Source organism: Mycobacterium sp. NGS24 (genome assembly GCF_059813065.1).
The window spans coordinates 337,190-361,616 of sequence record NZ_JCALDW010000001.1; the positions used below are offsets into that span (position 1 = coordinate 337,190).

23 protein-coding genes and 1 pseudogene are annotated in these 24,427 nt (G+C 67.9%); 16 read left to right on the forward strand and 8 right to left on the reverse strand.

From position 1 onward, the window contains the following. Positions 1 to 82 precede the first annotated feature (82 nt). The gene (locus AC5Y6Y_RS01525; RefSeq protein ID WP_463824493.1) at positions 83 to 439 is read left to right on the forward strand and encodes a HesB/IscA family protein; all 357 of its coding nucleotides are present in this window, start codon (positions 83 to 85) and stop codon (positions 437 to 439) included. 4 nt (positions 440 to 443) lie between these two features. Here the strand turns inward: AC5Y6Y_RS01525 and AC5Y6Y_RS01530 are convergent, their stop codons facing one another. Further along, positions 444 to 1,094: an Rv0361 family membrane protein gene (locus tag AC5Y6Y_RS01530; protein WP_463824492.1), complete on the reverse strand. Its 651-nt coding sequence runs from the start codon at positions 1,092 to 1,094 to the stop codon at positions 444 to 446. 183 nt (positions 1,095 to 1,277) lie between these two features. Here AC5Y6Y_RS01530 and AC5Y6Y_RS01535 point away from each other — a divergent pair, with 183 nt between their 5' ends. Beyond that, positions 1,278 to 2,252 (forward strand): carbohydrate kinase family protein, encoded by a 975-nt coding sequence (locus AC5Y6Y_RS01535; protein ID WP_499929111.1) that lies wholly within the window; start codon positions 1,278 to 1,280, stop codon positions 2,250 to 2,252. A 139-nt stretch (positions 2,253 to 2,391) separates the two neighbouring features. On the opposite strand, the gene asnB is transcribed toward AC5Y6Y_RS01535, so the two are convergent. Beyond that, the gene (asnB, locus tag AC5Y6Y_RS01540) at positions 2,392 to 4,368 is read right to left on the reverse strand and encodes an asparagine synthase (glutamine-hydrolyzing) (protein ID WP_499929112.1); all 1,977 of its coding nucleotides are present in this window, start codon (positions 4,366 to 4,368) and stop codon (positions 2,392 to 2,394) included. A gap of 179 nt (positions 4,369 to 4,547) precedes the next feature. On the opposite strand from asnB, the gene ctaC reads away from it, so the two are divergent. The 4 genes from ctaC to AC5Y6Y_RS01560 all read left to right on the forward strand — a co-directional run bounded on the left by ctaC (position 4,548) and on the right by AC5Y6Y_RS01560 (position 7,821). Then, complete coding sequence (gene ctaC, locus AC5Y6Y_RS01545; protein WP_463824489.1) at positions 4,548 to 5,636, forward strand: aa3-type cytochrome oxidase subunit II; 1,089 nt, start codon at positions 4,548 to 4,550, stop codon at positions 5,634 to 5,636. A gap of 8 nt (positions 5,637 to 5,644) precedes the next feature. Continuing rightward, positions 5,645 to 6,064 (forward strand): cytochrome c oxidase subunit 4, encoded by a 420-nt coding sequence (locus AC5Y6Y_RS01550; RefSeq protein WP_463824488.1) that lies wholly within the window; start codon positions 5,645 to 5,647, stop codon positions 6,062 to 6,064. Positions 6,065 to 6,235: 171 nt separating this feature from the next. Next, entirely contained in the window at positions 6,236 to 7,171 is a 936-nt protein-coding gene (locus AC5Y6Y_RS01555) for an MmpS family transport accessory protein (protein WP_499929114.1), read from the forward strand. After that, positions 7,171 to 7,821: a DUF2561 family protein gene (locus AC5Y6Y_RS01560; RefSeq protein WP_463824486.1), complete on the forward strand. Its 651-nt coding sequence runs from the start codon at positions 7,171 to 7,173 to the stop codon at positions 7,819 to 7,821. The genes AC5Y6Y_RS01555 and AC5Y6Y_RS01560 overlap by 1 nt, the downstream gene beginning before the upstream one ends. Positions 7,822 to 7,883: 62 nt before the next feature. Here AC5Y6Y_RS01560 and qcrB read toward each other — a convergent pair whose 3' ends face one another. Genes qcrB through ctaE form a run of 4 tightly spaced genes read right to left on the reverse strand, consistent with a single transcriptional unit; the run spans position 7,884 to position 12,289 of the window. After that, positions 7,884 to 9,551 carry a cytochrome bc1 complex cytochrome b subunit gene (qcrB, locus tag AC5Y6Y_RS01565; protein ID WP_463824485.1) on the reverse strand — a complete coding sequence of 556 codons (1,668 nt, stop codon included), beginning with the start codon at positions 9,549 to 9,551 and terminating at the stop codon, positions 7,884 to 7,886. Next, complete coding sequence (gene qcrA, locus AC5Y6Y_RS01570) at positions 9,548 to 10,777, reverse strand: cytochrome bc1 complex Rieske iron-sulfur subunit (protein ID WP_463824484.1); 1,230 nt, start codon at positions 10,775 to 10,777, stop codon at positions 9,548 to 9,550. The genes qcrB and qcrA overlap by 4 nt, the downstream gene beginning before the upstream one ends. Beyond that, complete coding sequence (gene qcrC / locus AC5Y6Y_RS01575; protein ID WP_499929116.1) at positions 10,774 to 11,637, reverse strand: cytochrome bc1 complex diheme cytochrome c subunit; 864 nt, start codon at positions 11,635 to 11,637, stop codon at positions 10,774 to 10,776. The genes qcrA and qcrC overlap by 4 nt, the downstream gene beginning before the upstream one ends. Before the next feature lie 40 nt (positions 11,638 to 11,677). Continuing rightward, positions 11,678 to 12,289 carry an aa3-type cytochrome oxidase subunit III gene (ctaE, locus tag AC5Y6Y_RS01580; protein WP_463824482.1) on the reverse strand — a complete coding sequence of 204 codons (612 nt, stop codon included), beginning with the start codon at positions 12,287 to 12,289 and terminating at the stop codon, positions 11,678 to 11,680. A gap of 139 nt (positions 12,290 to 12,428) precedes the next feature. Here ctaE and trpD point away from each other — a divergent pair, with 139 nt between their 5' ends. Continuing rightward, positions 12,429 to 13,508 (forward strand): anthranilate phosphoribosyltransferase, encoded by a 1,080-nt coding sequence (gene trpD, locus AC5Y6Y_RS01585; protein WP_463824481.1) that lies wholly within the window; start codon positions 12,429 to 12,431, stop codon positions 13,506 to 13,508. Here the strand turns inward: trpD and AC5Y6Y_RS01590 are convergent. Beyond that, a pseudogene (locus tag AC5Y6Y_RS01590) lies at positions 13,446 to 15,296 on the reverse strand (DEDD exonuclease domain-containing protein); the annotation flags it as partial. The gene trpD and the pseudogene AC5Y6Y_RS01590 sit on opposite strands and share 63 nt — an antisense overlap. A 101-nt stretch (positions 15,297 to 15,397) precedes the next feature. On the opposite strand from AC5Y6Y_RS01590, the gene AC5Y6Y_RS01595 reads away from it, so the two are divergent. The 4 genes from AC5Y6Y_RS01595 (at position 15,398) to pimB (ending at position 19,031) form a co-directional block, all read left to right on the forward strand. Continuing rightward, positions 15,398 to 15,652 (forward strand): hypothetical protein, encoded by a 255-nt coding sequence (locus AC5Y6Y_RS01595; protein WP_463824480.1) that lies wholly within the window; start codon positions 15,398 to 15,400, stop codon positions 15,650 to 15,652. Positions 15,653 to 15,825: 173 nt separating this feature from the next. Then, complete coding sequence (gene ripC / locus AC5Y6Y_RS01600; protein WP_499929118.1) at positions 15,826 to 16,980, forward strand: peptidoglycan hydrolase RipC; 1,155 nt, start codon at positions 15,826 to 15,828, stop codon at positions 16,978 to 16,980. A gap of 41 nt (positions 16,981 to 17,021) precedes the next feature. Then, positions 17,022 to 17,843: a hypothetical protein gene (locus AC5Y6Y_RS01605; RefSeq protein WP_499929120.1), complete on the forward strand. Its 822-nt coding sequence runs from the start codon at positions 17,022 to 17,024 to the stop codon at positions 17,841 to 17,843. Positions 17,844 to 17,894: 51 nt separating this feature from the next. Next, complete coding sequence (gene pimB, locus AC5Y6Y_RS01610; RefSeq protein WP_499929122.1) at positions 17,895 to 19,031, forward strand: GDP-mannose-dependent alpha-(1-6)-phosphatidylinositol monomannoside mannosyltransferase; 1,137 nt, start codon at positions 17,895 to 17,897, stop codon at positions 19,029 to 19,031. Positions 19,032 to 19,055: 24 nt separating this feature from the next. Here pimB and AC5Y6Y_RS01615 read toward each other — a convergent pair whose 3' ends face one another. Continuing rightward, positions 19,056 to 20,858: an AMP-dependent synthetase/ligase gene (locus tag AC5Y6Y_RS01615; protein ID WP_499929124.1), complete on the reverse strand. Its 1,803-nt coding sequence runs from the start codon at positions 20,856 to 20,858 to the stop codon at positions 19,056 to 19,058. 104 nt (positions 20,859 to 20,962) lie between these two features. Between AC5Y6Y_RS01615 and AC5Y6Y_RS01620 the strand changes: the two genes are divergently transcribed. The 5 genes from AC5Y6Y_RS01620 to AC5Y6Y_RS01640 all read left to right on the forward strand — a co-directional run bounded on the left by AC5Y6Y_RS01620 (position 20,963) and on the right by AC5Y6Y_RS01640 (position 24,405). Continuing rightward, positions 20,963 to 21,352 (forward strand): polyketide cyclase / dehydrase and lipid transport, encoded by a 390-nt coding sequence (locus AC5Y6Y_RS01620; protein ID WP_463824475.1) that lies wholly within the window; start codon positions 20,963 to 20,965, stop codon positions 21,350 to 21,352. Positions 21,353 to 21,470: 118 nt separating this feature from the next. Continuing rightward, on the forward strand, positions 21,471 to 21,905 hold the full coding sequence (locus tag AC5Y6Y_RS01625) for an SRPBCC family protein (protein ID WP_499923046.1): 435 nt from the start codon (positions 21,471 to 21,473) through the stop codon (positions 21,903 to 21,905). Further along, positions 21,902 to 23,176: an ArsA family ATPase gene (locus tag AC5Y6Y_RS01630; protein ID WP_463824915.1), complete on the forward strand. Its 1,275-nt coding sequence runs from the start codon at positions 21,902 to 21,904 to the stop codon at positions 23,174 to 23,176. The genes AC5Y6Y_RS01625 and AC5Y6Y_RS01630 overlap by 4 nt, the downstream gene beginning before the upstream one ends. Further along, positions 23,173 to 23,568 (forward strand): hypothetical protein, encoded by a 396-nt coding sequence (locus tag AC5Y6Y_RS01635; protein WP_499923047.1) that lies wholly within the window; start codon positions 23,173 to 23,175, stop codon positions 23,566 to 23,568. Before AC5Y6Y_RS01630 ends, AC5Y6Y_RS01635 begins: the two co-directional genes overlap by 4 nt. 87 nt (positions 23,569 to 23,655) lie before the next feature. Further along, entirely contained in the window at positions 23,656 to 24,405 is a 750-nt protein-coding gene (locus AC5Y6Y_RS01640) for a lysophospholipid acyltransferase family protein (protein WP_463824472.1), read from the forward strand. Positions 24,406 to 24,427 lie beyond the last annotated feature (22 nt).

Consider the following 24,427-nt stretch of genomic DNA (forward strand, 5'->3'; position numbering starts at 1 on the left):
TGAGTTTTTCCTGGCAGGCCCCGGACAGTGCGTCGGGGAAGCCGGGCGGGCCACCCGAACACATGAGCAGGTAGGAGAAGCAATGACGGTGCAGAACGAGCCGACCACCGAGGCCCACGGGGTGATCCTCACCGACGCCGCGGCCGCCAAGGCGAAGTCCCTGCTGGACCAAGAGGGACGTGATGACCTTGCGCTGCGGATCGCGGTGCAACCCGGTGGATGCGCGGGGTTGCGCTACAACCTGTTCTTCGACGACCGCACCCTGGACGGCGACCTGACCGTGGAGTTCGGCGGCGTGACGCTGACCGTGGACCGGATGAGCGCGCCGTACGTGCAGGGCGCGTCCATCGACTTCGTCGACACCATCGAGAAGCAGGGCTTCACCATCGACAACCCGAACGCCACCGGTTCGTGCGCGTGCGGGGACTCGTTCAACTGAGCGGTCAGTACTGCCCCGAAGTGCGCAGCACGTAGGAGCACACCAGGATCTGGCCGCGCTGGAACAGCAACTGCGCGACACCCTGGATCTCTTTGCGCGCCGGCCCGCCGGTGGCCGGCGTCGCATTCATGCTGAACAGCACCTGCGCCTGATACTGCGACAGGTACACGATCTTGTCGATTCCGGTGATCTCCACCTCGGAGAACTGTTTGCGGAACGCGTCGCTGCTGAGCTTGGCCAGGGCCAGGTCGGAGCGCTTGTCCTTCACCGCGTCATAGATGCCGCACATCGAATTGCGGACGATGACGTCGGTGTCCTTGTGCGCCAGCGCGTTGAGGTAGGTCTGGATCGCCGACTTGGCCGTGGCCTCGGGGAAGGTGCTGGTGGTGTTGGCCCCGTTGGTGCGAACCCCGTAGACGATGGCGGTCGTCAGGCCCGCGATCAGCGCAATGGTCAGCAGGATGCCGATCAACAGCCGTCGGGGCCGCCGGTTGGGGTGGGGGGCCGGCGCCGGCGGACCCGGATACGGGTGCACCGGTGGCTCGTTGCCGTCACGCGGAAAATCCAGCGTCTCGGGCCCGACCTGGGGGTACGGCTGCCCCTGCGGAGGTCCTTCATCGCCGACCGCGGGGTTCGGCGGGTACGGACCGGCCATCGTTGTTCTCCTACGCTGGTGGACGAGTCGACGAGAGGTTGCCGTCCGAGTCGCGGCAATCAGGGGAGTTCCCCAGGGCAGGCTAGCGCAACCGTTTTCAGCGTCTGCGCTACGACGGCGTTGGTGGCCGAGCTGACGTTCATGAGAGGCTAGACGACCTTAGAAACGAAGGACGGAGATTTAGTGACCATCGCGGTAACCGGTTCCATTGCCACCGACCATCTGATGCGCTTTCCCGGCAAGTTCTCCGAGCAGCTGCTGCCGGAGCACCTGAAGAAGGTGTCGCTGAGCTTCCTGGTCGACGACCTGGTGGTGCATCGCGGGGGAGTGGCCGGAAACATCGCCTTCGCCATCGGCGTGCTGGGTGGCGACGCCGCGCTGGTGGGCGCCGCCGGCCAGGACTTCGGCGAATACCGGTCCTGGCTGCAGTCCCACGGCGTCAACTGCGACAGCGTGCTGATCTCCGACAGCGCGCACACGGCACGTTTCGTCTGCACCACCGACACCGAGATGGCGCAGATCGCGTCGTTCTACCCGGGGGCGATGTCCCAGGCCCGCGACATCTCGCTGGCCGACGTGGTCCAGCAGATCGGCACCCCGGAACTGGTGATCATCGGCGCCAACGACCCGGCCGCGATGGTCGTGCACACCGACGAGTGCCGCAAGCTGGGCCTGGCATTCGCCGCCGACCCGTCGCAGCAGCTGGCCCGACTCTCCGGCGACGAGATCAAACAGCTCATCGACGGCGCTGCGATCCTGTTCACCAACGACTACGAGTGGGACCTGTTGCTGTCCAAGACCGGCTGGTCGGAGGCTGATGTGATGGCGCAGGTCGAGCTGCGGGTCACCACGCTGGGCGCCAAGGGCGTCGACATCATCGGCCGGGACGGCGCCACGCTGCACGTGGGCGTCGTGCCCGAGACGAGCCAGACCGACCCGACCGGGGTCGGGGACGCGTTCCGGGCCGGCTTCCTGACCGGTCGCAGCGCGGGTCTGAGCCTGGAGCGGTCGGCGCAGCTGGGCTCTTTGGTGGCGGTCCTGGTGCTGGAGTCGACCGGGACCCAGGAGTGGGAGTGGGACCGCTCGCTCGCGGAGGCCCGGCTGGCCGGTGCCTACGGCGACGACGCCGCCGCCGAGATCGCCGCGGTACTCGCCTGAGTCCCCGCCTTTCGCCGTCGTCCGTTTCGCTCTGCAGAGTGAAGCGGCGGCTTTCGGTGTGACGCCAGGGCGGAAAGGCAGTCCGAATCCCGACCTGCGCTCACTCCGGAGTGCGTGATTTCACACGCGAAGCCCGAGGCTACAACTCGACGGGGTAGACCGGCTCGCTGATCTGCGGCACCACGCTGTGCTCCACGAAGATCGCGTGCCACAGCATGAAGATCAGCAACGTCCACAGCCGCCGGCTGTGATCGCTGCCGCCGAGCCGGTGTTCGTCGAGCAGCCGGCGCACCGCGGCCAGGTCGATCAGGTGGCCGGCCTGCGACGACTCGACCATCTGGTAGGCCCACTCCTGCAGTTCGCCGGCGCGCAGCCAATGCCGAATAGGGACCGGGAAGCCCAGCTTGGGCCGGTGCAGCACATGCGCGGGCACGATCGGCTCCAGCGCGCGACGCAGCGCGTACTTGGTGGTGGTGCGGGTGATCTTGGCCTGGTAGGGCAGCCGTGCCGCGACGGCGAACACCTCGGGGTCCAGGAACGGCACCCGCAGCTCCAGCGAGTTGGCCATCGTCATCTTGTCGGCTTTGACCAGGATGTCGCCGCGCAGCCAGGTGAACAGATCGAGATGTTGCATACGTGCCACCGGATCCCAGTCAGCCGATTGCGCGTAGATCGCGGCGGTGACGTCGGTGTGGGTCCAGTCCTCGCGGAATCCGGGCAGCACCTCACGCAGTTGCTCGTCGGAGAAGCTGCGGGCGTTGCCGTAGTAGCGCTCCTCGAGCGTCAGCGACCCGCGGTGCAGCAGGCTTTTGCCTCGCATACCCTCCGGCAGTGGCCGCGAGACCCGACCCATCGACCGGCGCACCGGCCGCGGCAGATAGTCGAAGGGCTTCAGCGACAGCGGCTCCCGGTAGATCGTGTAGCCGCCGAACAACTCGTCGGCGCCTTCCCCGGACAACACCACCTTGACGTGCTTGCGCGCCTCGCGGGCCACGAAGAACAGCGGCACCAGCGCCGGGTCGGCGACCGGCTCGTCGAGATACCAGACGATCTCGGGCAACGCGGCGACGAACTCCTCGGCGCTGACCACCTTGGCGACGTGGCGGGCGCCGATCGCTTCGGCCGAGGCCACCGCGACGTCCAGCTCGGAGAAGCCCTCCCGTTCGAAACCGGTCGTGAACGTGATCAGTCGCGGGTTGTGCCGGATGGCCAGCGCCGCGATGGCGGTGGAGTCGATGCCACCGGACAGGAACGACCCGACGGTGACGTCGGCGCGCATGTGCTTGGCCACCGAGTCCTCGAGCACCGCGGTGATCTCGTCGTAGCGGGCCTGTTCGTCGTCCGACGTGATCGGCACCGCCGCGAACCGGGGAACGAAGTAGCGGGCGACCTCGGGGTCGGATCCAGGCCGGATGCGGGCGTAGCAGCCCGACTCCAGGCGCCGGATCCCGCGGTGCAGCGTCTCGGGCTCCGGGACGTACTGCAGGACGGTGTAGTGCTGCACCGCCCGCAGGTCGATCGCCTCGTCGAAACCGATCAGATCGGCCAGGTCCAGCAGGCATTTCTTCTCGCTGGCCACCGCGGTGCCGCCGGTGCCGGTGGCCATGAACAGCGGTTTGATGCCGAACGGGTCGCGGGCGCAGAACAACTCGCGGGTTTCGGTGTCCCACAGCGCGAACGCGAACATGCCGCGCAGCCGGGTGAGCACCTCGGCACCCCAGAAGTGGAAGCCGGCCGCGATCGCCTCACCGTCGCCGTCGGTGGCGAAGACCGCGCCGTGCCGGGTACGCAGCTCGTCGCGCAGTTCCAGGTAGTTGTAGATCTCGCCGTTGAAGACCAGCACGTAGCGGTCCGGCGTGTCGGGGGGACCCCACTTGAGCGGCTGGTGCGAATGCGCGATGTCGATGATGGAGAGCCGGTTGAATCCGAACACCACCGAGCCGTCGGAGTCGGGATCGGCCCAGGTGCCCGGCTCGTCGGGACCCCGGTGCCGCATCAGGTGCGACGCGTCGGAGATCGCCTCGTCGGCCCGGGCGGCATCAGCTGCAGCGCGCCGGGCCCCGTCGGGCTCCTCGGAACCGGCCGGAGCGGCGACGAAAGCCAGCAGTCCACACACGGCGCCCCAGTATGCCGCACTTCACCGGGCTTGGGGATGCAGCGTCCGGCGGGTTGCGGTGACCAGGCAGTCGCTAGGTGAGACGGTGTGGTCTACGCTGCGTAGTATTCGACATCCGAGTTAGACCGGGTCAGCCGGAAGGCCAGTCGGCCCAGCTTGTGATACAGGAGGCGCCCAACGTGACACGACGCGGGCTTGGTCGTTCGCAAAGCTTGTCGCAGTGCGGTTCTGGAGGCGTACGCGGCCCGGCCCGGCGTCTCCGGCCGGTGTTGCTGCTCGTCACCCTCGGCGTGCTGGCGGTCACCCTGAGCGGGTGCACCTGGCAGGACGCCCTGGCGCTCGGCTGGCCCGAGGGCATCACCCCCGAAGCGCACGCCAACCGACAGCTCTGGATCGGCGCCGTCATCGCCTCCTTCGTCGTCGGCATCATCGTGTGGGGTCTGATCTTCTGGGCGTCGGCCTTCCACCGCGCCAAAGACTCCGACACCGACCTGCCCCGCCAGTTCGGCTACAACATGCCGCTGGAACTGGTCCTGACGGTGACACCGTTCCTGATCATCTCGGTGCTGTTCTATTTCACCGTCGTGGTGCAGGAAAAGATGCAGCACCGGGAAGACCCCGAAGTCGTGATCGACATCACCGCCTTCCAGTGGAACTGGAAATTCGGCTACCAGCGCGTCGCGTACAAGGGAGACAACGGCTTCCGGTACGAAGGCCTGGACGAGGCGCGAAAACGCGAGATGGTCTCCAAACCGGAGGGCAAGGACCGGCACGGTGAAGAACTGGTCGGACCGATACACGGGCTCAACACCGAGGACCGGACCTACCTGAACTTCGACAAGGTCGAGACGCTGGGCACCAGCACCGAAATCCCGGTCCTGGTACTGCCCGCCCACCGGCGCATCGAATTCGTGCAGGCCTCCGCCGACGTGATTCACGCGTGGTGGGTGCCGGAGTTCCTGTTCAAGCGCGACGTGATGCCCAACCCGGTGGCCAACAACTCCACGAACGTCTTCCAGGTCGAGGAGATCGTCAAGACCGGCGCGTTCGTCGGCCACTGCGCCGAGATGTGCGGCACCTACCACGCGATGATGAACTTCGAGGTCCGCGTGGTGGAGCCGGACAAGTTCGTGACCTACCTGCAGGCGCGGATCGCCGGAAAGACCAACGCCGAAGCGTTGCGGGCGATCAACGAGCCCCCGCTGGCGACGAAGACCGAGCCGTTCGACACGCGGCGCGGTGAATTGGCCCCGAGCCCAAGAGGTTAGGACAACTCATGCATATCGAAGCCAGGTTGTTTGAGTTCGTCGCGGTGTTCTTCCTGGTCGTGACGGTGCTCTACGGCGTGTTGACGGCCATCTTCGCCGTAGGCGGCGTCGAATGGGCCGGGACCACCGCGCTGGCGCTGACCACCGGGTTGGCGTTGATCGTGGCCACCTTTTTCCGGTTCGTCGCACGTCGCCTCGACACCCGGCCCGAGGACTACGAAGGTGCCGAGATCAGCGACGGCGCAGGGGAGTTGGGCTTCTTCAGCCCGCACAGCTGGTGGCCGATCATGATCGCGCTGTCCGGGTCGGTCACCGCCACCGCGATGGCCCTGTGGCTGCCGTGGCTGATCGTCGCGGGAGTGGTGTTCATCCTCGCCACCGTGGCCGGCCTCGTCTTCGAGTACTACGTCGGTCCCGAAAAGCACTGACCGCGTCCCAAAGGTCACAATCCGGGCATCAGTTGTCCGGCGCCTGTTTGCCGCCGCGGCCGTGTCCGGACCGGTTGGGTAGGGTTTCCGAGGCACCATGAGAATTCACCGAGCGCGCGGGCGCGAATGTAGCCGCGGCGCCGCTCGGGCGGTTGGACAGGGTAGGCAGACATGAGCGGGCCGCATCCGCCGGGACGGGAACATGACGAGCCCGACCTTGTCGGCGAACCGGCCGATGCCGAACCCGGCAGCGACGCCCTCGACTACCCCGATGAGCTCGACGAGCTCGACCGGATTGACGAACACGACGACGATATCGGGGCGGCACCGTCCGAGGCCTTCACGCGGGCGTACTCGGCGCCGGAGTCGGAACTGTTTGTCGGCGGCCCGTATCTGCCCGCCGATCTGGGGCTCTACGACTACGACGGTTACGACGACTTCGACCGCGACGACGACCGATCCACACCGCGCTGGCCCTGGCTGGTCGGCATCGCCGCGATCGTCGCTGCGATCGCACTGGTGACGGCCGTGTCGCTGCTCGCGACGAACGCCGACACCGCCAAATTCGCCAAGCCCGAGGTCAGCACGACGACGACCTCGTCGGCGCCGCCCGCCCAGGACGAGATCACCACCACCAAACCGCCGCCGTCGTCCGAGCCACCGCCACCGCCGCCGTCGTCGTCCGAACCGCCCGAAGCACCCCCGTCGTCAGAGCCGCCGACGACAACTACGCCCCCTCCGCCGCCACCGTCGCCGTCACCGACCGCTGCGCCCCCGCCCGCGCCCAGCCCGTCGGTCGCGGCGCCGCCCCCGCCGCCCAGCACCACGCCGGCCGGCCCGCGGCAGGTCACCTACTCCGTGACGGGCAGCAAGGCCCCGGGCGACATCATCTCGGTGACCTACGTCGACTCGTCCGGACGGCGACGCACTCAGCACAACGTGTACATTCCGTGGTCGATGACGGTCACGCCCATCTCACAATCCGACGTGGGTTCTTTGGAAGCGTCCAGTCTCTTTCACGTCAGCAAACTCAACTGCACGATCATCACCAACGATGGAACGGTCTTGTCCTCGAACTCCAACGACGCACCCCAAACGAGCTGCTGATGGTCGGCAGATACTCCGCCTACCGGCGCGGGCCGGATCCGGTGGTCAATCCCGACGTGATCGACCGCGTCATGATCGGCACCTGCGCGGCGATCTGGCTGGTGCTGATCGGTGTCAGCGTGGCTGCCTCGGTCGCGCTGTTCGACCTCGGGCGCGGTTTCCACAAAATGGCGCGCACTCCGCACACCACGTGGGTGCTGTACGCGGTCATCATCGTGTCCGCGCTGGTCATCGCCGGAGCCATTCCGGTGTTGCTGCGGGCCCGCCGCAGCACCCAGGTGGAGCCGGTGGTGCGGTCCAGAGCGCTGCAGGGGCGAAATCCCACTCGGCAGCCGATCGCGGTGGGCGCGCGTCCCGCTTCCCGTGCGGCGACCGACCCGGCGCGCCGCGACCACGTGAAAGCCTATGGCGCGCTTGACGAATGGTCCGGCGAGGCGGTGGACCGCCTGTGGTTACGCGGAACTGTCGCGCTGACCGGCGCCATCGGCACGGCGTTGACCGGGGTCGCGCTGGCGACTTACCTGATGGCCGCCGGCCACGACGGAGCCTCCTGGGCCAGTTACGGGTTCGCCGGACTGGTCACCGCCGGGATGCCGGTCATCGAATGGTTCTACGTGCGGCAGTTGCGGCAGGGTCACGCCGGGCACTAGGTCTGGCGGCCACTGCCACCGACTGCGGCGGTGTGGCCTCCGGATTGCGGAGCGCAGCGGCGCTAGTGGTGCTCCCCGTTGGACGAACCGTTCGACGAACCGTTCGTGCTGCGCTCCTGGTGCTCGCGCAACGCCGTGAGAGCCCGGTGTTCGGCCGCGTGGCCCGCCTCGCGCAGCGCCGAATCCTCCGACGCAGGGTCGGCGGTGAGGAAGCTGCCGCTGCCCGGCGAACCGGCGGAGCCCAGTTTGTTCATCTTCTTGGGCAACGGTGCGCCCTGGTATTCCAGGGGCAGCGGGTGACCGTGGTCGTCGACGGGGCCCAGCGGCTGGTGCAGTTCGATGTAGGCACCGTGCGGCAGGCGTTTGATGATGCCGGTCTCCACGCCGTGCTCGAGGACCTCGCGGTCGCTGCGCTGCAGGCCGACGGCCCACCGGTAGGCGATGAAGTAGACCAGCGGCGGCAGGATCACCATGCCGATCCGGGCGATCCAGGTGGTCGCGTTCAACGAGATGTGGAACTTGAACGCGATGATGTCGTTCATTGCCGCCAGCGTCAGCACCATGTAGAAACTGATCGCCATCGCGCCGATCCCGGTGCGCACCGGCACGTCGCGGGGCCGCTGCAGCAGGTTGTGGTGCGCGTAGTCGCCGGTGAACCGCTTCTCCAGGAAGGGGTAGATGATCAGCAGGACGAAGACCAGCCCCATGATGATGCCGACCCACACCACCGCGGGAATCGTGTGGTGGAAGAAGTAGAACTCCCAGGCCGGCCAGATACGAGCCAGGCCCTCGGTCCACATCATGTAGAAGTCGGGCTGCGAGCCCGCCGACACCTGAGACGGCTTGTAGGGGCCCAGGTTCCAGATCGGGTTGATCTGCAGCAGCCCGCCCATCAGGCCGAGCACGCCGACGATGCAGGCGAAGTAGGCGCCGGACTTGACCGCGAAGCCCGGCATCACCCGCACGCCGACGACGTTGTGCTCGGTGCGACCGGGGCCGGGGAACTGGGTGTGCTTCTGGAACCACACCAGCGCCATGTGCACGCCGATCAGGGCCAGAATGATGCCCGGGATCAGCAGGATGTGCAGCGCGTACAGCCGCGGGATCAGGATGGTGCCGGGGAAGTCGCCGCCGAACAGCGCCCAGTGCAGCCAGGTCCCGATGACAGGCATGCCCAGGGTGATCGAGGACAGCGCGGCCCGCAGTCCGATGCCGGAAAGCAGGTCGTCGGGCAGCGAGTAACCGAAGTAACCCTCGAACATCGACAGGATCAGCAGCAGCGACCCGATCACCCAGTTGGCCTCGCGAGGCCGGCGGAAGGCGCCGGTGAAGAAGATGCGGGCCAGGTGGACCATGATCGACGCGGAGAACATCAGCGCGGCCCAGTGGTGGACCTGACGCACGAACAGCCCGCCCCGGATCTCAAAGGAGATGTTCAGCGCGGTCTCATAAGCCCGCGACATCTCCACCCCGCGCAGCGGCTGGTAGACGCCGTTATAGGTGACCTCGGCCATCGACGGGTCGAAGAACAGGGTCAGCCATACGCCGGTGAGCAGCAGGACGATGAAGCTGTACAGCGCGATCTCACCGAGCAGGAACGACCAGTGCGTCGGGAACACCTTGTTGAGCTGACGACGGACGGCCGCCGACGGGTGGTACCGGGTGTCGATGCCTTCGCCCTGGCTGGCCAGCACGTCACCGATTTTGGGGGGACTGAATTTTGGACTCATGTTGTGGTGCGCTCCCAGAAGGCCGGACCGACGGGCTCGATGAAGTCGCCGTTGGCGACCAAATACCCGCTTTTATCGATTGTGATCGGCAGCTGCGCCAGCGCACGGGCCGCCGGACCGAAGATCGGCTTGGCGAAATGCAACGCGTCGAACTGCGACTGGTGGCAAGGGCACAGGATCCGGTAGGACTGCTGCTCGTACAGCGACGAGGGGCAACCCAGATGTGAGCAGACCTTGGTGAAGGCGAAGAACTCACCGAAGTTGAAGCTCTCCTGGCCCTTGCGCTTGACCACCCGGTCGAGGTCACTGGGCTTGATGCGGATGAGCATCACCGGGTTGCGGACGCCCAGCGAGATCTCGGAGAGCTTCTCGTGGGACTCCACAGTGGTGCCGTCACCGTCGGACTCGCGCCACGGGAACACTGTTTCCATGCCGCCGGCGTCGAGGTCCTCGGGACGCATCTTGATGAACGGCGGGCCGTCGTGGGCACCGGTGGCCCGGGCCAGGTAGATGGTCTCGCCTTTGGTCCGCGGGGTCCACCCCGACGTCCACAGCACCGCCTTCATGCCCTCCGCAGTGGGCACGACCGGTTTCCACGGGTTCTTGATCAGGCCGCCGGCAAACGCGACCAGGGTGCCGAGGCCGAACGCGCCCATACCCATCCCGAACGACAGCCCGATCAGCTTGCGCCGGCCGATCGTCGAGCCTTCATAGGCGTCGGTCAGGTTCGCCACCACGGTCCTGCGGTCGATCTCGCGGGAGGCGCCGTCGTGCCGGTCCTGAATCGTAATCTCTTCCGGGATAAAGCGTTTCTGGAAGAGCACGGCCCCGATCGCGATGGACAGCACGGACATCCCGAAGGTGAAGCCGTACAGCGGGGTGGCCAGCGAGTACATCAGGTTGCCGTCGACGCCCCTGGGCTTGTACTCCCACGGCCAGAACAGGAAGACCACCAGCAGCGCGAGTCCGAAACCGCCGCCCAGCAACAGCCAGGTCGCGACCGAGCGCGCGGCGCGCTTCTCGGCCTTGGTGCCTGCGACCGGCCAGCGCGGCTCCTTATAGACGATGTCGACACCGTCGATCTTGCTGCCGAGGTCGAGCAGCTCCTGGGTGGACATCGCGGCCAGTGCGGCGTCGTCCGGCTCTTTCTGGCCCTGGTGAGTGGCCGTGTCGGTGTCGGTGCCGGCCGCGCCGTCGCGCTCGGTCGGGTCAGGTCTTTCGCTCATGTGCGCGCCCCAATCCACAGTGCCAGTCCGATGGCGCTGACCATGCCGATGATCCACATCGCCATGCCCTCGGGTGCGGGCCCGAATCCGCCCAACCCGTAGCCACCGGGGGTGCGTTCCTCAGCGACGGTCCGCACGTAGCCGATGATGTCCCGCTTCGCCTCCAAGGACAGCTGCCGGTCGGAGAACTTCGGCATGTTCTGCGGTCCGGTCAGCATCGCGGTGAGGATCTGCTGCTCGTTGGCGGGCCCCAGGTCGGGGGCGTACTTGCCGGACGACAGCGCACCGCCCTTGCCGGTGAAGTTGTGGCAGGAAGCGCAGTTGAGCCGGAACAGGTCGCCGCCGCGACCCAGGTCGGTGCCGCGCAGCGACTCCATCTGCAGGCTGTTGTCGGGATTGCGCAGCACGGTGGGACCGCCGCCGTTGGCCTGCACATAGGCGCCGAGCGCGTCGATCTGGCGTTCGTCGAAGATCGGTTCCTTGCGCTGGGCCTGAGCTTCGCCGCGCATCGCGGGCATGCGGCCGGTGGACACCTGGAAATAGACGGCCGCCTCGCCGACCCCGATCAGGCTGGGCCCGTGGTCGGGCACGCCCTGCAGGTTGGCGCCGTGGCAGGACACGCACGAGGTGTCGAAGAGCTGCTTGCCGGTGCGCAGAATGGCCGCACCGGACTCGTCGGCCATCGCGACCTGCGGCGTCGGCGTGAGCACCGCGGCCAGGCCGCCGGCGAAGGTCAGGGCGATCAGCAGCAGCAGTCCGCTGGTCAGCCGACGGCGCAGCCGTCGCCGCGAGCGGTCGGTGCGCGGCTTCTCCGGCTGGCTAGGCCGCCGGCCGGATCGGGTGGATCCCAGTTTTCTCAACTGAGCACTCCTGTTCTCGGGCCTGTGTTTCGGGGGTCGCTCAACGGATGAAATAGATCACGGCGAACAGCGCGATCCACACGATGTCCACGAAGTGCCAGTAGTACGAGACGACGATGCTGGCGGTGGCCTGCGCAGGGGTGAACTTGCTCATGGTGGTGCGCGCCAGCAGGAAGATGAAGGCGATCAAACCTCCGGTGACGTGCAGCCCGTGGAAGCCGGTCGCCAGGTAGAACACGCTGCCGTAGGCGCTGCCCGGGATGGTGGTCCCGTGCGTCACCAGGTGCACGTACTCGTAGGCCTGACCGAGGATGAAGAACAACCCCATCCCGAACGTGAGCAGGTACCAGCGGCGCAACCCGAAGACGTCGCCGCGTTCGGCCGCGAAGACCCCCATCTGGCAGGTGAACGACGACGCGATCAGCACCAGCGTCACCGGCACCGCCTGGTAGAGATTCAGCTCGGTCGGCGGCGGCGGCCAGTTCCCCGCCGCCTGTGCTCGCGCCGTGAAGTAGAACGCGAACAGGCCAGCAAAGAACATGAGCTCGCTGGAAAGCCACACAATGGTGCCGACACTGACCATGTTGGGCCGGTTCAGCGAATGCACCCGCGAGGTAATCGCAGTACCCGAGGTCCCTACCGCACTCGTCACATCCGCAAGTATGACGCTTTGTAGTTGTCGCGCACTACCCGGGTGACTAATTTCCGGAAATTCGGTGGGCCGGGCCCGGTCTGCCAGCGGCTCAGGACGCCGGTTGGGCCGTGTTCGAAGCGCGTGGGACCATCGGCGCGTGGCTGCGTCGTCCGGGGGTGTGGTGTCCGCTGCGGTGCCGACGTGGCCGCAGGTGCTGGGCCGGCTGACCCAGCAGCAGGATCTGATCCGGGGCCAGGCCGGCTGGGCCATGGATCAGATCATGGCCGGGGAGGCGCAACCGGCCCAGATCGCGGCGTTCGCGGTAGCGCTGAAAATGAAGGGTCCGCGGGCCGACGAAGTGAGCGAACTCGCCGGCGTCATGCTCGACCACGCCCGCCCGATGCCGGCCGATGCGGTGCCCGCCGACGCCGTGGACGTGGTCGGCACCGGCGGTGACGGGGTCAATACCGTCAACCTGTCCACGATGGCGTCCATCGTGGTGGCGGCGGCGGGCGTTCCGGTGGTCAAACACGGCAACCGGGCGGCCTCGTCGCTGTCCGGCGGTGCCGACACGCTCGAAGCGCTCGGGGTGCGCATCGACCTGGGGCCCGAGCAGGTCGCCCGTAGCCTGCGCGAACTGGGGATCGGGTTCTGCTTCGCGCCGCAGTTCCACCCGTCGTACCGGCACACATCGGTGGTGCGTCGCGAGATCGGTGTGCCGACGGTCTTCAATCTCCTTGGGCCGCTTACCAATCCGGCCCGCCCGCGGGCCGGACTGATCGGTTGCGCCTTCGCCGACCTGGCCGAGGTGATGGCCGGGGTGTTCGCCGCACGCCGGTCCAGCGTGCTGGTGGTGCACGGGGACGACGGACTCGACGAACTCACGACCACCACGACGAGCACCATCTGGCGCGTGCAGGCGGGCACCGTGGACAAGCTCAAGTTCGATCCGGCGGGGTTCGGGTTCGCCCGCGCCGATCTCGAGCAGCTGCGTGGCGGCGACGCCCAGGTCAACGCCGCGGAGGTGCGCGCCGTACTGGGCGGCGCCCGGGGCCCGGTGCGCGACGCCGTGGTGCTCAACGCAGCCGGCGCCCTGGTTGCCCACGCGGGATTATCCAGCCGCGCTGAATGGCTGCCGGCCTGGGAAGACGGGCTGCGCCGGGCCAGCGCCGCGATCGACAGCGGCGCGGCCGAACAGCTGCTCGCGCGTTGGGTGCGGTTCAGTCAGCAGGTCTGAGCTGGTTTGCTCACCGGCGACCCGCGCCGATCGTGCGGTGGCCGCCCAGCCGGCCCAGGCGCCCGCCGACCGCAGCGGTGTGGCCCACCCCGGGGTGTCGGCGTCGCCGGCGACCCGCACGATCCGCACCCCCGGCGTCGCCAGCCAACGGACGATCAGCGCGGTCTCTTCCACCAGCGTGCCGCCCAGCGGGGCGGGCGACGGCAGGATCGACTGCGCCCCCGCGACAATCGCCTCGACCACCGGCATCGGCGGCACCCCGCGCCGCGCGGTGCCTGCCGCGGCCAGCCGGCCGTGCCGGATGACGGCGAGCTGGTAGCCGTCCGAGCCGTCCGAGCCGTCCGGCTTGGCGGCGATCAGTTCGGGCAGCACGGTCAGGGCACGCAGCCGTTGCCCACGCCAAAGCGCCTCGACGGCAGTGGCAATGTGATCGCGCAGCCGGGCCGCGCTCTCGTAGTGATGCCGGGCGGCCAGGGCCGCGACGTGGGCGACGGCCGCGCCCAGCGCCGTGTTGTCGGTGCCCTCGATCAACCTCGACGCGCGCCGTGTCGCCGCGGCGTACTGCTCGGCCGTCACATCCCGGGCGGCGGGGCACGGCGAGATTTCCAGTTCCGGACATGCGGGACCGTGCCGGGCGGAGCGGGTTAGGCGCTTGGTGCAGGTCCGCACCCCGGTGAACCGGGCCAGCAGGTGTGCGGTGTCCACAGCGTCGGCGCGGGACCGGAACGGGCCGACGACCTGGTCATGCCGGGGGTTGCGGACCACCGAGAAGCGCGGGAACGCCTCGTCGGTGAGCACCACCCACCACCAGCGGTGCGGGAACCGCGACCGGCGGTTGTACGGCGGGGCGTGGGCGGCCAGCAGACGGAGTTCGCGCACCCCGGCTTCCAGCGCGTGCGCGCACTCGACGTGGTCGACCCCGTCGGCCAGGGCGACCATCTCCTTCATCCGGCTGCGCGGATCGGCGCCGTTGAAGTACTGGCTGACCCGGCGGCGCAGGTCCACGGCGGTGCCGACGTAAAGCACCTCCGCCGCGGGTCCGCGGAACAGGTAGACGCCCGGGCGGCGTGGCAGCGCATCGGCGAAGACCCGTTTGCGCCGCTGCGCGGGGGTGACGTCGGGCAGGTACGAGCGCAGCGCGGAGTAGGTGTGAATGCCCTGGTTGCCGACCCGCTCGATGAGCGCGTGCAGGACGTCCACGGTGGCCCGCGCATCGTCCAGCGCGCGGTGCGTGGGCTGGGTTGCCACGGCGAACAGCCGGGCCAGCTCGGCCAGCCGCACGCTGGGCGCTTCCTCCCGGCTGAGCACCCGCCGGGCCAACCGGACCGTGCACAGCACCTTGGGCCGGGGCCAGCGCAACCGGCAGCGCTCGGTGGCCGCGCGCAGAAAACCCATGTCGAAGCCGGCGTTGTGGGCCACCAGCACCGCGTCGCCGGCGAATTCGAGGAACATCGGCAGCACTGCGTCGATGGTGGGGGCGTCGCACACCATGGCGGTGGTGATGCCGGTCAGTTGCACGATCTGCGGCGGGATGCTGCGCTGCGGGTCGACCAGGGTGGCGAATTCACCCAGGACGGCACCCCCGCGCACCTTGACCGCGCCGATCTCGGTGATCGCGTCCGGGGTGGCACCGTCGCGGCCGACGGCCCGACCGCCGGTGGTCTCCAGATCGACGACGACAAACGTGGTTTCGCGCAGGGTCGGTTCGGTAGGCGCCGCCCAGCTGTCCATCCCGGCGAAGCTGAGTTGGGTCCCACCGCTCGCGCCCATGACCGTGACGTTAGGCATGCGCACCGACACCTGTTGATTTCCCACGCCGACCGTTGTTGTCGGTGCCCGCGGTTACCGTGCATTTCAGTACGCAGGCCCGACCGAGAGGACCGACTCAGATGGCATTCAGCAGCGGAACCGAAAGCCGCGGTGGCAGTGCGCCACGCCCGGGGGAGCCGGTCGTCATCGACTGCGATGACTGCGCGGTGCGCGGCCCGGGATGCCGCGACTGTGTGGTGAGCGTCTTGCTCGGCGTACCTGAAACCCTTTCCTACGACGAGCAAGTCGCGTTGGAAGCGCTGGCAGAGGTGGGGATGGCGCCGCGGCTGCGCCTGGTGCCGATCCGGCGCGGAAGGGAGTCTGGCGTGGCGTGATACCTCGTGTAGGGTCGACGACGGCATGAACCCGGCTTCACATAAAAATGACAGAAATCTACCTAATTTCTTAACCCGCCCCTTTGGACAAACGTCGATATCATTTCGTAACCTGTTTGAGACCTAAACCAGCTCGTCGCATTGGCGTCGATGGCAGTTTAAGGAAGCAAATCTTGAGGCTCGACTTTAGGCACTTGACCGCGCGCGCAATCAAGCAGTTTGCCATCGGTTCGTTGACGAGCTTCGTCGTGTTTTCCGGCATCACGGCCGCCGCGGTGATGGCCGATCCGGCCGAGGACGCACTGGCAAAACTGAACGAACTCTCCCGTCAGGCCGAGCAGACCACCGAGGCGATGCACAGCGCCCAACTCGACCTGAACGAGAAGCTGGCCGCCCAGCGGGCCGCGGACAAGAAGCTCGTGGACGACCAGGCTGCCGTGGGCGCCGCGCAAGCGAAGTTGGCCACCTTCCAGACCGCAGTGAACAAGCTCGCCGCCGCGACCTACATGGGTGGCCGCACCGACGGGTTGGACGCCATCCTGACCGCCGACTCTCCGCAGCTGCTCATCGACGGGCTGTCCGTGCAGCGGGTGATGGCAGGTCAGATGTCCGCGCAGATGGCCAGCTTCAAGGCCGCCGGCGAGCAGGCCGCCAAGGCCGCGCAGATCTCCGCCAAGTCCGCGGCGGACGCCAAGGCCGCCGCCGAGCAGGCCGCTGCGGTGCGGGCGAACCTGCAGCACAAACAGAGTCAGCTGCAGGTGCAGATCGCCGTGGTGAAGTCGCAATACCTGGCGCTGACCCCGGCGCAGCGCACCGCGCTGGCCAGTCCCGGTCCGGTGCCCGAGCAGGTTCCGGGGGCACCGGCTCCCGAGGCCCTGCCGCCGGGTGCTCCACCGGCCCCCGAGGGCGCTCCCGCGCCTGGCGAGCCGCCGGTGACCGGCGCGCCGTTCACCATGCAGCCCGGCGGAGGCGGGGGTGGCGGGGACCGTGCCGTCGTGGTCCAGGCCGCGTTGACCCAGATCGGGTCGCCCTACGTGTGGGGTGGTGCCGCGCCCGGTGGATTCGACTGCTCCGGCCTGGTCATGTGGGCCTTCCAGCAGGCCGGCATCTCGTTGCCGCACTCCAGTCAGGCGCTGGCGCACGGCGGTCAGCCGGTGTCGCTCGGCGAGCTGCAGCCCGGTGACGTGCTGACCTTCTACTCCGATGCGTCACACACCGGCATCTATATCGGCGACGGAATGATGGTCCATTCCTCCACCTTCGGCCAGCCGGTCCGGGTGGTACCGATGGACTCCTCCGGTCCGATCTACGACGCCCGCCGCTACTGACGATCGCGGCCTCACGCCGGCGTTCCCTGCTGCTGGCGTGCGTGCTGGTCGCTGAGCTGTGTGCGGCGCTGGTCGTCGCGGTTCACCAGCAGGCCGAGCAACCCGCCCCGGTTGTCACCACGTCGTCGGACAGCATCGAGCACCGATTCGCCGTGGGCACCACGCCGGATCGCATCGTGCGGTCAACGAATGAAGGTGGGCCCGATGCCGGTCGCCTGCTGTCCCGGGTAGCAGCGGACATGCGCCCGGCTGTCGAGGCGGTGGTCGCGTTCTGGGGCCCTGACTGGTCACCCGAGATCCCGGTGATCGCCACCGGTACCGATGAGCAGTTCCGGGTCGCAGCCGGGGGTGGTCCGGCGGCGCAGTGGACGGACATCGCCGCGGTCACCGTGGTCGACCGGGTCGATCCGGCGCTGCGCACCGCCCTGGGCGCCCGGATCGTGTTCGCGCCCGGCGCGGCCGGGATGAGCGTGGGTGCATTGCGAATTGTGTTGACGCACGAGCTTTTTCACTTCGCCGCTCGGGCGGACACGGCTACCGACGCGCCCCGGTGGCTGGCCGAAGGTGTGGCCGACTACGTGGCCAGGCCGCCGACCGCGGTGCCCGCCGACGCGGCAACCACCCTGCCCACGGACTCCGAACTGGACGCCACCGGTCCGCAGCGCTCGCAGGTATACGACCGGGCGTGGTGGTTCGCGCGGTTCGTCGCCGATATCTACGGGGTGCCGAAATTGCGCGAACTGTACCGGTCCGCTTGCGGGGTGGGGCATGGCGATGTGCAGACCGCCATCCGTGCCGTGCTCGGCGTCGACGCTGCCGACCTGCCGAACCGGTGGCGGAACTGGGCGGCCGACCGAGCCTGATCTGCGCGCGCCGAGGACCGGTTTGCGGACCGGCCGGGCTAACGTGACGTGGTGAGCCGGGTCCTGCTGGTAACCAACGACTTTCCGCCGCGGCGCGGCGGGATCCAGTCGTATCTGGCGGAATTCGTCAGCCGGCTGGCCGGCGCCGGTGCGCACACCGTGACCGTGTATGCGCCGAAGTGGAAGGGCGCCGAGGCTTTTGACGCCGCCGCCGGCTATCGCGTGGTGCGCCATCCCACCACGCTGATGCTGCCCGTTCCCACCGTGGACGCCCGGATGCGCCGGCTGATCGCCGAGCATGACATCGACACGGTCTGGTTCGGCGCGGCCGCACCGCTGGCCCTGCTGGCGCCGCGCGCCCGGCAGGCCGGGGCCACCCGGGTGCTGGCCAGCACCCACGGCCACGAAGTGGGCTGGTCGATGCTGCCGGTGGCGCGGTCGGTGCTGCGCCGCATCGGCGACGGGACCGACGTCGTGACCTTCGTCAGCCGCTACACCCGATCCCGGTTCGCGCCCGCCTTCGGGCCCGGCGCGTCACTGGAGTACCTGCCGCCCGGGGTGAACAGCGACCGGTTCCGGCCGGACCCGGCCGCCCGCGCCGAGCTGCGCAAGCGCTACCGGCTGGGGGACCGGCCGACGGTGCTGTGCCTGTCCCGGCTGGTGCCCCGCAAGGGCCAGGACATGCTGATCAAGGCACTGCCGGCGATCCGGCAGCAGGTTGACGGCGCGGCGCTGGTGATCGTCGGTGGCGGACCTTATCTGGAGACGCTGCGCGCGTTGGCGCGCGACCGTGGGGTCGCCGACCACGTGACCTTCACCGGCGGGGTGCCGGGCGACGAACTGCCCGCCCATCACGCGATGGCCGACGTGTTCGCCATGCCGTGCCGTACCCGCGGCGCCGGAATGGACGTCGAGGGGCTGGGCATCGTGTTCCTCGAAGCCTCAGCCACCGGGGTACCGGTGGTCGCCGGCGATTCCGGTGGAGCTCCGGAAGCGGTGCAGCACAACAAGACCGGGCTGGTGGTCGACGGCAACTCGGTGCAGGACATCGGCGCAGCTGTCACCGGGCTGCTGACCGATCGCGACCGGGCGGCGGCGATGGGTGCCGCCGGCCGGGAGTGGGTGCAGGCGCAGTGGCGCTGGGACACCTTGACCGAGCGGCTCGCGGGCCTGTTGTCCGGGGACTGATCCCGGCCGGCCACGCGCCCGTCGCTATTCCTTGTCGTAGATCGCTTCGATGTCGGACGCGAATTTCTCGGCCACCACGTTGCGCTTGACCTTCATGGTCGGTGTCAGCTCGCCGGTGTCCTCGGTGAAGTCCACCGGCAGAATCCGGAACTTGCGGATCGACTCGGCGTTCGACACCTGCAGGTTGGCCTGCTTGACGGCGGTATCCACCTCCGCCATCAGATCGGGATCGGTGGCCAGATCGCCCACCGAGGCACTGTCGGCTTTGCTGTTGCGACTCTTCCAGCCGTCGAACGCCTCGGGATCGATGGTGATCAGCGCGCCGATGAACGGCTTGTTGTCCCCGACCACCATCGCCTGGCTGATCAGCGGGTGCGACCGCAACTGGTCCTCGAGCACCGCGGGCGCAACGTTCTTGCCGCCCGCGGTGACGATCAGCTCCTTCTTGCGGCCGGTGATGCTCAGGAAGCCGTCTTCGTCGATGGAACCCAGATCTCCGGTGCGGAACCAGCCGTCGGCGAAGGCTTCCTCGGTGGCCTGCTCGTTCTGCCAATAACCGCTGAACACCACGCCCCCGCGCACCAGCAGTTCCTTGTCTTCGGCGATCTTGAGGCTGTTGCCGGGCAACAGGCTGCCGACGGTCCCGATCTTGAGGCCGTTGACCTGGTTGACGGTGATCGCGGCACTGGTCTCGGTCAGGCCGTAGCCCTCGTAGATGGTCAGGCCGACACCGCGGTAGAAGTGCCCCAGCCGGGCGCCCAGCGGTGCCCCGCCGGACACCGCAGCATGGCAGTCGCCACCGAGCGCCGCGCGCAGTTTGTGGTAGACCAGCCGATCGAACACCGCGTGTTTGGTGCGCAGCACCAGGCCGGGCTTGCCGTCGTCGAACGCGCGGCTCCAGTCGACCGCGGTCTGCGCCGCAGCCTTAAAGATGGGGCCTTTGCCGTCGTTGGAGGCGTTCTGCGCGGCCGTGTTGTAGACCTTCTCGAACACCCGCGGAACCGATACCACCACAGTCGGTTTGAACTCCGCGAACAGCGGCAGCAGGTTCTTGATGTCGCTGGTGAAGCCGACCGTGACTTTGCTGGTGAACGCGGACAGGGTCAGCGCGCGGGCCAGCACGTGGGCCAGCGGCAGGAAAACCAACAGCCGCTGGCCCTCGCACAGCAACGTCGGCAGGCAGTCCCGGGTACCGCGGATCTCGTGCAGCAGGTTGGAATGGGTGAGTTGGCAGCCCTTCGGCCGTCCGGTGGTACCCGAGGTGTAGATCAGCGTCGCGGGATCCTCGGACCGCAGCCCCTCCTGGCGTGCGGTCAGCTCGGCGGGGTCGACCGATTCGCCGGCCTCCACCAACTGATCCAGAGCCTTGGGACCGGAGCCGTCGATGTGCAGCACCCGGCGCAGTGCGGGCAGGTCGCCGGTGAGTTCGGTGACGGTCGCCGCGTGCGCGTCGGTTTCGGCGAACGCCAATACCGCTTCGGAGTTCTTCAGCACCCAGCGAACCTGCTCGGCCGACGACGTTTCATAGATCGGCACCGTGACCGCACCCACCGCCAGGATCGCCAGATCGAGGATCGCCCACTCGTAGCGGGTCGCCGAGAAGATACTGACCCGGTCCCCGGCCTCGACGCCCAGGCCGATCAAACCCAGTGCGGCAGAACGAATTTGACTTGCGGCTTCGGCGCAGGTGACATCGGTCCAGACGCCGTCGATCCGGCGTTGGTAGATCACATAGTCAGGGTCGTCGCGTTCGTGCTCGAACACCACGGCCGCCACATTGTCGTGCTCGGCTACCGAAAAGCGGGCAGGGACACTGTACTGACGCACTCTATTTCCTCGCTTGACCTAGGTGGGGTCGGCTTGCTGTGAACAGCCTAGTGCGGTACCGGGTCGCACCGTCGCGACGTCGGCCAGTATGTGAAGCTGAGGCGATGAACAGCATCCAGATTGCTGACCAGACGTATGTCGCGGCCGACGGGGCGCTGGTCGGGGCCGCGGTCGCCGATCAGTCGAAGTGGCGCCGGTGGTGGCCCGATCTGCGGCTGCAGGTCACCGAAAACCGTGCCGAGAAGGGCATCCGATGGGCGGTCACCGGAGCCCTGACCGGAACCATGGAAGTCTGGCTGGAACCGTCGCTGGACGGCGTGATCCTGCACTATTTCCTGCACGCCGAGCCGAGCGGCGTCTCGGCCGCGGAGTTGGCCAAACTGAACCTGGCGAAGATGACGCACCGGCGCCGAGTAGCGGGCAAGAAAATGGCGTTCGAGGTGAAGACGACCCTGGAAGAGTCACGTCCGGTCGGTGTTTCTCCGGTAGTTTAACCGGGTCGAGGTTGGCATCGAGCCGACCGAAGGACGCAGCTCAGGGGAGTACCGTTTCAGCCGGGAGAAGGGCGCTCCCGAGAACGGTGCGGGACGGGAACGCGAAAGGGACTGCCAGGTGGCGGACAAGACGGAGCAGACAATCTATATCGACGCCGATCCGGCCGAGGTGATGGCGGCGATCGCCGACCTCGAGTCCTACCCGGACTGGATCAACGAGTACAAGCAGGTCGAAGTCCTCGAGACCGACGACGACGGCTACGCCAAGAAGGCCCGCATGCTGATGGACGCAACCATCTTCCGGGACACCCTGATCATGAACTACGAGTGGCCCGCGGACCGCAACTCGCTGAGTTGGACGCTGGAGTCCAGTTCGCTGCTCAAGTCCCTCGAGGGCTCATACATCTTGGCGCCCAAGGGTTCTGGCACCGACGTCACCTACCAACTCGCTGTTGACCTGGCCGTCCCGATGATCGGCATGCTCAAGCGCAAGGCCGAGCGCAGGATTATCGACGGCGCGTTGAAAGACCTGAAGAAACGAGTCGAGGGCTGAGTGATTCCGCCGCGCCCACCCCGGCTCGGATCAGCCTTTTCGTCGGCAAGGGCGGGGTAGGGAAGTCCACCCTGGCAGCTGCTACCGCGGTGTGCGATGCCAGCGGTGGTCGGCGGGTGCTGATCGTGTCCACCGACCAGGCGCACTCGCTGGGCGACGTACTGGGTGTCCCGGTGCCGCCGACGGGTACCGGCGACGCAGTCCGAGTCTTCACCGATCTGGAAACCGAAGACGCCGAGCCCAGCGGCGGCTCCCTGGACGCCCTGGCCCTGGACACGCTCGCGTTGCTGGAGCACCGCTGGCGCGACGTCGCCGAGGCGCTCGATGCGCAACTGCCCGACTCCGACCTGGCCAGCATGGCCCCCGAAGAACTGTCGGCGCTGCCCGGCATCCAAGAAGTGCTGGGTCTGCACGCGGTCGGCGAACTCGCCTCCTCCGGCCGCTGGGACCGCATCGTCGTCGATTGCGCCTCCACCGCCGACGCCCTGCGCATGCTGACTTTGCCTGCGACCTTCGGCCTCTATGTCGAACGCGCGTGGCCGCGGCACCGCCGACTGAGCATCGGCGCCGACGACGCCCGGTCGGGCGCGGTGGTGAACCTACTGGAACGCATCAGCGACAGCGTCGATCGTCTGGGCTCGCTGCTGGCCGACGGGGAGTCGGTCAGCGCGCACCTGGTGCTGACCCCCGAGCGGGTGGTTGCCGCGGAGGCCGCCCGGACGCTGGGGTCGTTGGCCCTGATGGGTGTTCGGGTAGAGGAACTCCTGGTCAACCAGGTGCTGGTGCGTGACGAGAACTATGAGTACCGCAGCCTGCCGGACCATCCCGCGTTTTACTGGTATGCCGAACGGATCTCCGAGCAACGCGCGGTGCTGGAGGAGTTGGACGTCACCATCGGCGACGTGGCGCTGGTGCTGGTGCCGCACCAGGCCGGCGAGCCGATCGGACCCAAGGCCCTGGCCGGACTGCTCGACAGTGCCCGGCGCCGTCGCGGCGAGTCCCCGCCCGGCCCCATTCGTCCCGTCGTCGACCTGGAATCGGGGTCGGGGCTGGATTCGATATACCGACTGCGACTAGCGTTGCCCCAACTCGATCCCGGCTCGCTCACCCTGGGGCGGTCCGACGACGATCTGGTCATCAGCGCAGGTGGGGTGCGTCGCCGGGTGAGGTTGGCTTCGGTACTGCGACGATGTACGGTGCTGGACGCCCAATTGCGCGGCACCGAGCTGACAGTACGATTTCGACCAGATCCGGAGGTATGGCCAAAGTGAGTGGGGCTCATACCGACATCGGTCCCGAACTGCGCCGGCTGGCGCAGTCGATCCTGGACGGCATCGATCCCGGGGTGCGTGCGGCAGCCATGACGGCGATCAGCGGCGGGGCCGGCAAGTGCCAGCAGGTGTGGTGCCCGGTGTGCGCGCTGGCGGCGGTGGTGACTGGCGAGCAGCATCCGCTGGTGACGATCATCGCCAACCACAGTGTCGCGCTGCTGGAAGTGGTCCGGGCGATCGTCGCCGACATCGACGACACCGTGGTGCCTCCCGAAGACGACGTATCCGGTGGTGCCGATTCCGGTGGCCCGGGCGCCGACGTTAACAGCGCCACCGGCGACGGCACCGCGAAAACGCGCTACCAGCCCATCCCCGTTACGCTGCACGAGTGAGCCACCCGGTTGCGAGGTGGTCGGAGCCATCGTCGATGGGTACAGTTGGCGCAGACACCGTTCCGGTGTGGGGCATGAGGGAGAACCATGTGGTACTACCTGTTTAAGTACGTCCTCCTCGGCCCGTTGCTGTCCCTGCTCGGTCGTCCCAAAGTCGAAGGGCTGGAACACGTTCCGAGTTCCGGCCCGGCGATCCTGGCCAGCAATCACCTGGCGGTCATGGACAGCTTCTTCCTGCCGCTGGTGGTGCGTCGGCGAATCACCTTCCTGGCCAAAGCCGAATACTTCACCGGCACCGGGCTCAAGGGCTGGTTCAACCGCTGGTTCTACACCGCCGTCGGCCAGGTGCCGATCGACCGCAGCGACTCCGAAGCCGCGCAGGCCGCGCTGGAGACCGCCAAAGAGGTTCTGGGCCAGGGCAAGCTGCTGGGCATGTACCCCGAAGGCACCCGTTCCCCCGACGGTCGGCTGTACAAGGGCAAGACCGGGCTGGCCCGGCTCGCCCTGCAGACCGGGGTCCCGGTGATCCCGGTGGCGATGATCGGGACCAACGTGGTCAACCCGCCCGGCACATCCCGGTTGCGGTTCGGCCGCGTCACGGTGCGCTTCGGTGAGCCCATGGACTTCTCCAGGTTCGACGGGCTGGCCGGCAACCACTTCATCGAGCGTGCCGTCATCGACGAGGTGATGTACGAGCTGATGGGCTTGTCCGAGCAGGAGTACGTCGACATCTACGCGGCCAGCGTCAAGGACGGCAGCGCCACCGAAGACGGGCCGGCGGGGTCCAAGTCGGAGACCTCCGACGCGGCGCGGATCCCTGAGACCGCCGCCGGTTGACTAGCCCCGAGTGACCCGGAAT

What these genes read in the sequence shown, in the direction of transcription:
- AC5Y6Y_RS01595 (WP_463824480.1), top strand. Translation starts at nt 15,398, where the DNA reads ATGGCATTCAGCAGCGGAACCGAAAGCCGCGGTGGCAGTGCGCCACGC.
- qcrA (WP_463824484.1), bottom strand. Translation starts at nt 10,777, where the DNA reads ATGAGCGAAAGACCTGACCCGACCGAGCGCGACGGCGCGGCCGGCACC.
- AC5Y6Y_RS01525 (WP_463824493.1), top strand. Translation starts at nt 83, where the DNA reads ATGACGGTGCAGAACGAGCCGACCACCGAGGCCCACGGGGTGATCCTC.
- AC5Y6Y_RS01560 (WP_463824486.1), top strand. Translation starts at nt 7,171, where the DNA reads ATGGTCGGCAGATACTCCGCCTACCGGCGCGGGCCGGATCCGGTGGTC.
- AC5Y6Y_RS01620 (WP_463824475.1), top strand. Translation starts at nt 20,963, where the DNA reads ATGAACAGCATCCAGATTGCTGACCAGACGTATGTCGCGGCCGACGGG.
- AC5Y6Y_RS01555 (WP_499929114.1), top strand. Translation starts at nt 6,236, where the DNA reads ATGAGCGGGCCGCATCCGCCGGGACGGGAACATGACGAGCCCGACCTT.
- AC5Y6Y_RS01640 (WP_463824472.1), top strand. Translation starts at nt 23,656, where the DNA reads ATGTGGTACTACCTGTTTAAGTACGTCCTCCTCGGCCCGTTGCTGTCC.
- AC5Y6Y_RS01550 (WP_463824488.1), top strand. Translation starts at nt 5,645, where the DNA reads ATGCATATCGAAGCCAGGTTGTTTGAGTTCGTCGCGGTGTTCTTCCTG.
- AC5Y6Y_RS01530 (WP_463824492.1), bottom strand. Translation starts at nt 1,094, where the DNA reads ATGGCCGGTCCGTACCCGCCGAACCCCGCGGTCGGCGATGAAGGACCT.
- qcrB (WP_463824485.1), bottom strand. Translation starts at nt 9,551, where the DNA reads ATGAGTCCAAAATTCAGTCCCCCCAAAATCGGTGACGTGCTGGCCAGC.